Annotated in this window: 6 protein-coding genes; 5 read left to right on the top strand and 1 reads right to left on the bottom strand. The window is 57.8% G+C overall.

Annotated elements, in window-relative coordinates; translation table 11 throughout:
* Window positions 1-305 precede the first annotated feature (305 nt).
* Window positions 306-746, bottom strand: coding sequence for a response regulator (locus ACY69P_RS00770; RefSeq protein ID WP_462326243.1), 441 nt, complete (start codon window positions 744-746; stop codon window positions 306-308).
* Window positions 747-1,638: 892 nt separating this feature from the next.
* Here ACY69P_RS00770 and ACY69P_RS00765 point away from each other — a divergent pair.
* From ACY69P_RS00765 to ACY69P_RS00745, 5 genes are all read left to right on the top strand, one after another.
* A complete protein-coding gene (locus ACY69P_RS00765) occupies window positions 1,639-2,337 on the top strand; it encodes a Crp/Fnr family transcriptional regulator (RefSeq protein ID WP_404845407.1) in 699 nt (232 codons plus the stop codon).
* Between the two features lie 161 nt (window positions 2,338-2,498).
* Window positions 2,499-6,320, top strand: coding sequence for a proton-conducting transporter transmembrane domain-containing protein (locus ACY69P_RS00760; RefSeq protein ID WP_462326242.1), 3,822 nt, complete (start codon window positions 2,499-2,501; stop codon window positions 6,318-6,320).
* A gap of 2 nt (window positions 6,321-6,322) precedes the next feature.
* On the top strand, window positions 6,323-7,288 hold the full coding sequence (locus ACY69P_RS00755) for a respiratory chain complex I subunit 1 family protein (RefSeq protein ID WP_404845409.1): 966 nt from the start codon (window positions 6,323-6,325) through the stop codon (window positions 7,286-7,288).
* A 13-nt stretch (window positions 7,289-7,301) separates the two neighbouring features.
* Window positions 7,302-7,739 carry an NADH-quinone oxidoreductase subunit B family protein gene (locus ACY69P_RS00750; protein WP_404845410.1) on the top strand — a complete coding sequence of 146 codons (438 nt, stop codon included), beginning with the start codon at window positions 7,302-7,304 and terminating at the stop codon, window positions 7,737-7,739.
* 11 nt (window positions 7,740-7,750) lie between these two features.
* Window positions 7,751-8,260 carry a 4Fe-4S dicluster domain-containing protein gene (locus ACY69P_RS00745; RefSeq protein WP_459901941.1) on the top strand — a complete coding sequence of 170 codons (510 nt, stop codon included), beginning with the start codon at window positions 7,751-7,753 and terminating at the stop codon, window positions 8,258-8,260.
* Window positions 8,261-8,263 lie beyond the last annotated feature (3 nt).

Raw genomic sequence — 8,263 nt, 5'->3', positions numbered from 1 at the left:
GCGTGGTAGGCTGTGGTGCTGGGGGCTGGAAATGGGGTGTGTGGTCGAGGTTTTAGGGCGCGGGGATTTGGTGGTGTCAGGGTGCGGACGGCCGTATTGTCGGCTTGGTGACGCTTTCTGGTGGCGATTTTGGAAGGATTTTCGCGAAAAAATTAAAAAAGAGCCGCCCGGTCAAGGACGGGACCGGGCGGCATTCGGTAGGCATCACGCGCAGTACGGGGTGCGTGGTGTCTTTTTTCCCTCCGCGCCGGGAGTTTCACAAGGAGGAAAGCGCGGAGGCGCGGAGGGAAAGTGAACGATGTGGGCTAGGCGTGCAGTGCTCCGGAGCCGGCCGTGGTGGCCGGTGCGGGGATGAGTTCCACGCGTTCTGCGGCGGAGGCACCCTTGTCGCTGCGCAGGAAGCCCTTGCGGATGGTCTCCAGCAGGTCATTTTGCTGGTAGGGCATGGCGAGGTAGCCTTCGGCGCCCTTGAGGCCCTGCAGCATGGTGACCTTCTCCTGCCCGGCGAGAACAACCACGGCGGTGCGCGGTGCGCGCTGCTTCAGGTTTTCGAGGGAGCGGCGGGTGCAGAGGTTCGGCGTGGTGGAGTCGATAACCACGGCATCCAGATATTCCGGCATCTTGTCGAGTGCCTGGGAGCAGCTCTCGGCGGTCAGCACGTAGCAGCCTGCCTGGCGCAGAAGGGTGGAAGCCTTTTCACTGCTGTACGGATCTTCGATAACGAGAACGGAAAACATCGTTTGCATTTTGGTACCCTCCGGGGAGGTTTTGTGAAAAAATTAACGCTGTGTTGGACGTTTTGTATATCGTTTCAGAGCAAGCCTGTGGGGCGCAAAGACTGTCTTCTCCCTGACATAGAGCTTGCTTAAGAGAGTTTTGCAATGCAACTGCAGTGGACAATGTGTGTTGTGCGTGATGTTGCATTGATGTAATTGAAAAAATTTTCAATGAACTTGCTTTCTCTTAAAGAGACTCATGCGTCAGTTTTGCGTTGGTGTCAAAAGTGTCGCGTTCATGACAATTCGTTATGCAGTCATGATAGCTTGGTATTTATGTTTGGGAAAAGAGTAAGGCGTAGAAGATTTATCGATGTACTGTGAAAGATAATATTGGGAAAGACTCAGTTGTATGAAAGATGAACTTTGTGAGGACAACTGTGAATATGAATGGTGTGCAGCTTCTTTAGAAGAGACGTTGCTGTGTTGTGTGTTGGACATGCTTTCAAATGGCGAGACAAAAATGGTTGATGCATGGCTATGAAATCCCATGCTGGTTTGGCGTTACAGGGAAATTTTTTGAAAATTTTTGTCTTTTTCGCGTGGCAGAGTGCGGCACGTCTTGCTTGCGAAGTTTTTCCCAATCGGATAAGAAGCTCCTCGCAACGAATCGAGGCGATGAGGGGAAAGTTGGGAATGCTGCCGGTACCCCCAGTCAGAAATCAGAGCAAATCTCTGTTCGGAACTGGAAAATCCGGCAAAATCGCCCAAAATCGGGATTGATAACTTGGGCATGGTTTGGCACCATCGGAACCCGTAGACTTGATCAGCATTTGACACCACATCCTGGTTGGCTGCCCGGAAACTGGCGCAAAGGCTGACACCCAATACGCGGGAAACCCGAGCCGAGGAAGGCATGACTATGATTACACACACGAGTCTGGCACCCATGAATATGCTGGAAGTTCTGGAAAGCCCCGAACACGCGGAATTCTCCGAGCTGTTTCGCGAACGGCGCTACCTGAAGAACAACATGATTCTCACCCCGTCCGAGGCCGGGAACCAGATCTTTGTGGTCAAGCGCGGCCGCGTGCGAGTGTTCCTCGCCGACGATGACAAGGAATTCAACCTTGCCATCCTGAAGGAAGGCGATGCCTACACCACGCATACCCGTGCCTGCCTGCAGGCCCTGACGGATACGACCATTCTCGTGTCCGAGATGCAGACGTTCGGGCGCCAGGCTGCGGATAGCCCGTACTTCTCCATGGCTACCCTGACCCTCTTGGGCGAGCACCTGCACAACACGCTCAACATCATCAACCGCCTTGCCTTCAAGGACATCAAGATGCGCCTGTGCGACTTCCTGCTGCAGGAGGCCAATGACAGAGGCGAAGAAAACCGCGCTGGCGTGGTGGTCTCCACGGGGCTGTCCGTGAAGCAGATTGCCGATTTTGTCGGCTCCACGCGCCAAACCGTGTCCACCCTGCTTAATGAGATGCAGAAGGACGGCGTGCTCACCAGACTGAGCCGCGGCAAGTATGTGGTGCATGATGTGACATCGCTGGAAGCAGGAGCTTCGTCGCAGCAGCGCCCGTCAATGTTGCGCCAGCAATCCGCATAGGCTTTGCAGGCGTGAAGGCGCGAATTCACTGGTATCCGGGAGGATAAGACGTCGTAGAGACGACAAAATATTGCGAAGTGTCAGCCAGATTACGGTTTTTTACCTAGACGTAATGTAGGTTGCCCTTGTCTTTGTGCGTACCTTAAGGGGGGTATTTTGACATGGACACTGTGCAACCTATCTACTCGATTTCGTTTGCAGTCTGTCTTGGCGCTATCATCAGCCTGATAGCGCAGGTCGGCGCGTTGAAACGATACCGGAATGTCCTGCAACTCATCGCGCTGTCGTGCGTGGCTGAGGTTGGGGTCGCTCTGGTTGGTTTTGGCGCTGGGTCTTTTTCCGGCATTGCCGGTGGTGCGTTGCACCTGTTCTATCAACTTGCAACCCGTGCACTGGCGCTTGTAACCTTATATGCGCTGTCCCGCAGGGCTGGGTCCTTCTCGCTGGACCGGCTGCGCGGTGTGCACGCCAAAAGCCCGCTTATGGCTCTGGGCTTCGGCTTTGCCATGTTCGCCGCCCTCGGCTTTACGCCGTTTAAGGGTGCCGTGAGCAAGCTTGCCGTGGTCTATAGTGCCATTGAGACCGGGCACCTCGTCAGCGCAATTCTTGTGCTGGCTGGCAGCATTCTTGCTGTTTGGTACACTCTCAAAATCGTACAGGCCGTGTGCTTTGAGAAGAGCGGTGACTGGGACGCAGACGATGCGCCCGCGCCGCAGACCCCGTCGTGGGTGCCGTTTGCCGCCGGCGGCCTTGCCGTGTTGGTGGCGTACATGCACGCACTGCCCGATGGTATGATCCATATGGTGCAGGACTGGGTCGCTTCCGGCTACAACGTGCCGCACAACATGCCGCATTTTGAATCCCCGTGGCCCATGGCCGCCGTGGTTCCTTATGTCGGTGCTTTTGTGCTTTTGCTTGTCGCCCGCTTTGCTCCTCGCGAGATTGCGGGCGTTCGTGTACGTGAGGGTGGGGCTGTTCTTCTTTCCGTCATCACTTTGGTGATGGTGCTGGCTGCGGATGGTCTGGCTCCGCTGTCCAGCCTGTTCGCGACGATTATGGCGTTCATCGGTCTGGCGGTGACGGCATACTCTGTCGGGTACATGGATGAGACGAAGAACGGCGACCGCTATTGGTTCTTCCTGCTGCTTATGCAGGGCTCGCTGGTCGGGCTGTGTATGGCGGGGGACCTTGGCTCCGTGTACTGTTTCTGGGAGCTGATGACCTTTACGTCCTACTTCCTGGTCATCCATGCGCAGACTGATGCCGCCATCAAGGCCGGCTTCAAGTACTTCTTCATGTGTGCTTCCGGCGCGTACGTCATGCTCTTTGGCATGCTGCTTCTGCATGCGAACCTCGGCACCTTTGAGCTTGCGGCTTTGTCTGGGGCCGCCAGTTCCCTGACGCCGGGCGCCGCTGCGGGCATCCTGCTGGCGTGCTGCGTTGGATTTGCCGTTAAGGCCGGTCTGATGCCTATGCACAGCTGGCTTCCCGAAGCGCACCCCGTGGCTCCGTCGTCCATCTCCGCGCCGCTTTCCGGCATCCTGACCAAGACCGGCATCTACGGCATTGTGCTTGTCGGTTTCAGTATCATGGGTGCGGGAGTGATGCAGGGGCATGGCGGGGCGTTCCATGTGGGTTCGCTCCTGTCCTTCGTCGGTGCTGTGACCCTGCTGTACGCAGAGGTTATGGCGTACCGGCAGACCAATGTGAAACGCCTGCTGGCGTACTCCACCATGGCGCAGGTTGGTGAAATTACCATCACCCTCGGCATGGGCACGTACCTCAGCGTTGTGGGCGGTTTGGCGCATGTGTTCAACCACGCCATCATGAAGAACCTTCTCTTCCTGTGTATTGGCGTGATCATCATGCGTGCTGGAACCTACTCCATTGACAGACTCAAGGGCATGGGACGCGTAATGCCCGTGACCGGCGTGTGCTTTTTGATGGCCACGTTGTCGATATTGGGTCTTCCCCCCTTTGGAGGCTTTGCGAGTAAGTTCCTCATGGTCTACGCCGCGCTCGACGCCGGACATTGGATTCTGGCTGCGGCCATACTGGGCGGTGGGCTGATTGCCGTCCTGTATTACATGCGCCTGGTCCGCGTTTTGTTCTTTGAGCAGTATGAAGGCCCCGCGGTCAAGGAAGCCTCGGCGTTCTGCCTTGCTCCTATGGCTGTGCTGGCGTTCTTTACGCTCTACATGGGCATCAATCCGCAGGCTCTGCTTGGTTTTGTTGTCCCGGTGGCGGATTCTTTGGTTTCTGCCGGCAAGCTGGCTTCCCAGCCCATGCCGAACCTTGGAATCGCTTGGCCTGCCTTCGCGCTCATCCCCATGATCTGCGGCATCGTGCCGTATTTCCTGCGCAAAGACCCCCAAAAATGTGGATGGGCTTCCGTTGGCGTTTTGGCCGTCACCTTCTTTGTGGTGCTCCTGTACTGGGGCAGCCTTGACACCATCTCTCTGTGCTACGCCCTGCTTGTGGCGCTGATGGGCATTTTGAACACGGTGTACTCCGTGAGCTACATGGACCACAGCCATACGCAGTGGCGGTACTACAGCTTCCTGCTTCTGATGATTGGCGGACTTCTCGGCGTGGCCGGAAGCACCAATCTCTTCAGCTTCTTCCTCTTCTGGGAGGTTATGAGCAGCTGGACGCTGTACTTCGTCATCAGTCATGAAGAGACTCCCGATTCGCTCCGGGAGGGCTTTAAGTATTTCATCTTCAACGTGCTGGGCGCGACGTTCATGTTCTTTGGCATCGTCCTGCTCAGCTCCTCTGCCGGAACCTTTGAGATTGGCGAACTGGCCAAGTCCATCGGGCAGCTGCCCGGTTGGGTGGGCTTCACGTCCATTGGTCTCATCGCCCTTGGCTTTGCCATGAAGGCCGCCATGCTGCCGCTGCGCATCGACATCTGGATGCACCCATCCACGGCGCCGACGCCTGTCAGTGGCTACATCTCTTCCGTTCTCCTGAAGTCCGGTCCCTTTGGCCTGATGAAGCTCTTCTTCATCCTTGGCGGGGCAGGGTTCTTTGCCGGCAAGTCCGGCATCTGGGGACAGCCCGCCATCATGTACGTGCTGGCGTGGATTTCCGGCATCACGATCTTCTATGCAGCGGCCATGGCTGTCATTCAGTCCGGCCTGAAGCGGATGCTCATCTACTCCACAGTGTCCCAGCTTGGGTACATTGTGCTTGGCATCAGCATAGGTACGTCCCTGACGGTCTCCGCCGGTCTGCTGCATTTCGTGAACCACATGTTCTTCAAGAACCTCGCCTTCCTGTGCGCAGGCGCCATTATGTACCGCACGCATGCCGACTCGCTCTCGCAGCTGTCGGGCATCGGCAAGAAAATGCCGGTGACGCTTGCGGTGTTCACCATTGCGGCGTTCTCCGCCGTTGGCGTGCCGCCCTTTAACGGCTTCACCTCCAAGTGGATGCTCTACCACGGCCTCATGGCCGAGAATGAGATTCTGCTGGCGCTGTTGTCCCTGACGGGCAGTGTGCTGACGATGGCTTACTTCGTGAAGTTCCTGCATTCGGCCTTCTTCGGACAGCCGTCCGAGGATTTGGCTCACGTGACGGAAGTTGCGAGGCCCATGCGCGTACCCATGCTGATCCTTGCCGGCGGCTGTGTGCTGTTCGGCGTGTTCCCGGGTCTGCTGCTTGGTCCCATCAACTCCATCATTGCCGACACCGGCTTTGCGCCCCTCGACATCTCGCTGGGCGGCGTGGTTTCCGGTGCCGGGTCCTGGGATGCGTTTGCCACGGCTGTGCTGATGGCACTGGCCTACGGCTTTGCGCGGCTTATCCTGCGCTTTATGAGCAAGAACGAGAGAACCAGCGCCATCCATACCTGCGGTGTGGACGACCTGAGCTCCCGTCAGCTGAACATTGGCGCTGACAACCTGTACGAGCCGGCCATCACCGTGCTGCGGCAGTGGATACGCATTCCCGCTTCACTCCTTGCAAACAGGAAGGGTTAGTCATGGAAAACATCTTCTCCTACGCCTTCCATATGCTGGTGTTCCCCGGCGGCGTTTTCGCCCTGTGCCTTGGGCTGCTGCTCAAGGGTATTGATAGGAAGGCTCTGGCGCGCTTGCAGCGGAGGGTTGGCCCTCCCATTGCGCAGCCGTTCTTCGATATCGTCAAGCTCGGCCGGAAGGAGACCATCCTTCCGGCCACGGGCCACACCCTGATGTTCCGCTTTGCGCCTATTCTTGGGTTCATGGGAATGATGGTTGCGGCCATGGTCATGCCGGTTCCCGGCGTGTGGAATGGAGCAGAGGGCCTCGGCGACATGCTGATGATGCTTTATCTGCTGCCCATGCCCGCGCTGGCGCTGATGCTGGCCGGTTCTTCGTCCAGTTCGCCTTATGGCGCCATTGGCGGCTCCCGCGAGATGATTCTCATGTTCGCGTACGAGATTCCGCTTTTGGTGGTGCTCTTGACCGTGGCCTTCAAGGTCGGTCTGGCAACGGGCGGCGTTGCGGAGTTCTCCTTCGCCAAGATTGTGGACTACCAGCTGCAGAACGGTTCGTTCCTGTTTGACTGGACCATGTTCCCGGCGTTTGTGGCCTTTCTGCTCTTCATCCCCGGCACCCTTGGTACGGTGCCCTTCGACCTCGCCGAGGCCGAGACGGAAGTGCTGGAAGGACCGCTGCTTGAGTACTCCGGCCCCAGCCTTGCCATGTTCCAGCTTGGCGGTGCGCTGAAGCTGGTGGTGGTTATGGCCCTTGGGGTGGTGCTGTTCTTCCCGGGCACCATTGCCGGCGGCTGGATTGTGAACCTGGTCTGGTTTGCGGTGAAGTGCATGCTGCTCATGCTGTTCTCCGTCACGCTGGTGCGGGCGTCCATGGGGCGTCTGCGCACGGACCAGACCTTTAAGTTCTACCTGAAATATCCCGCGACTCTCGCCTATGTCAGCCTCGGGTTAACCTACTTCATCAGATAGGCAGGTGAGTGACATGCAGATTGAAGAAAAACTGCAAAGCATGGCGGCTCGCTCGCCTTGGCTGTACCGCATTAATGCGGGTTCCTGTAACGGGTGCGACGTGGAGCTTGCGACCACGGCGCTTATTCCCCGCTACGACGTGGAGCGCCTTGGCTGCAAGTATTGCGGCAGTCCCAAGCATGCCGACATCGTGCTCATCACCGGTCCGGTGACGGCGCAGGTGAAGGACAAGGTGCTGCGCGTCTACAACGAGATTCCGGAGCCGAAGGTTACCGTGGCTGTGGGCATTTGTCCCGTGTCCGGCGGCGTGTTCCGCGAGAGCTATTCCATCCCCGGGCCGCTGGATTCCATCCTGCCCGTGGACGTGAATGTGCCGGGGTGTCCGCCCCGGCCGCAGGCCATCATTGAAGGCGTCGCCAAGGCCCTCGAACTCTGGAAGACCCGGATATAGGAGGTGCCGATATGCTGACCTTTCTGAAAGTACTGTGGAACAACCTCCTTCAGGGTCCGGCAACGGAGCCGTTCCCCTTTGGGGAGACGCATACGCCAAAACGCCTGCGCGGCCTTGTCCGCGTGGACGCGGACAAGTGCGCCTGTTGCAGCATGTGTATTAACGTCTGCGCCGGCGGCGCCATCCGGCAGGAGGAGCGCGAGGACGGTTCGGGCAAGGACTTCTACGTGTGGCACAACACCTGTACGTTCTGCGGCATGTGCGAGAAGTATTGCCCCACCGGAGCCATCAAGCTCTCCAATGACTGGTCCACCGCGCATTTCAATAGCGAGAAGTACTCCTTCCGCGAGCAGGTGTTCATTCCCTTCGAGAAGTGTGAGGAGTGCAATACGCGCATGCCCCGCGTGCCGTATGCCATGCTGGAAAAAATATACGGTGAACCCACAGACGACATTGTGCAGCTGTACACGCTCTGCCCCGAGTGCAGGCGTCAGAAGGCTGCGCAGCAGTTGGGAGCGTAACCA

The organism is Desulfobaculum sp., assembly GCF_054921475.1.
Note: the sequence above shows the minus strand (reverse complement) of the source record. Positions and strands in the feature narration are given on the sequence as shown.

What these genes read in the sequence shown, in the direction of transcription:
- ACY69P_RS00745 (WP_459901941.1), top strand. Translation starts at nt 7,751, where the DNA reads ATGCTGACCTTTCTGAAAGTACTGTGGAACAACCTCCTTCAGGGTCCG.
- ACY69P_RS00750 (WP_404845410.1), top strand. Translation starts at nt 7,302, where the DNA reads ATGCAGATTGAAGAAAAACTGCAAAGCATGGCGGCTCGCTCGCCTTGG.
- ACY69P_RS00760 (WP_462326242.1), top strand. Translation starts at nt 2,499, where the DNA reads ATGGACACTGTGCAACCTATCTACTCGATTTCGTTTGCAGTCTGTCTT.
- ACY69P_RS00755 (WP_404845409.1), top strand. Translation starts at nt 6,323, where the DNA reads ATGGAAAACATCTTCTCCTACGCCTTCCATATGCTGGTGTTCCCCGGC.
- ACY69P_RS00765 (WP_404845407.1), top strand. Translation starts at nt 1,639, where the DNA reads ATGATTACACACACGAGTCTGGCACCCATGAATATGCTGGAAGTTCTG.
- ACY69P_RS00770 (WP_462326243.1), bottom strand. Translation starts at nt 746, where the DNA reads ATGCAAACGATGTTTTCCGTTCTCGTTATCGAAGATCCGTACAGCAGT.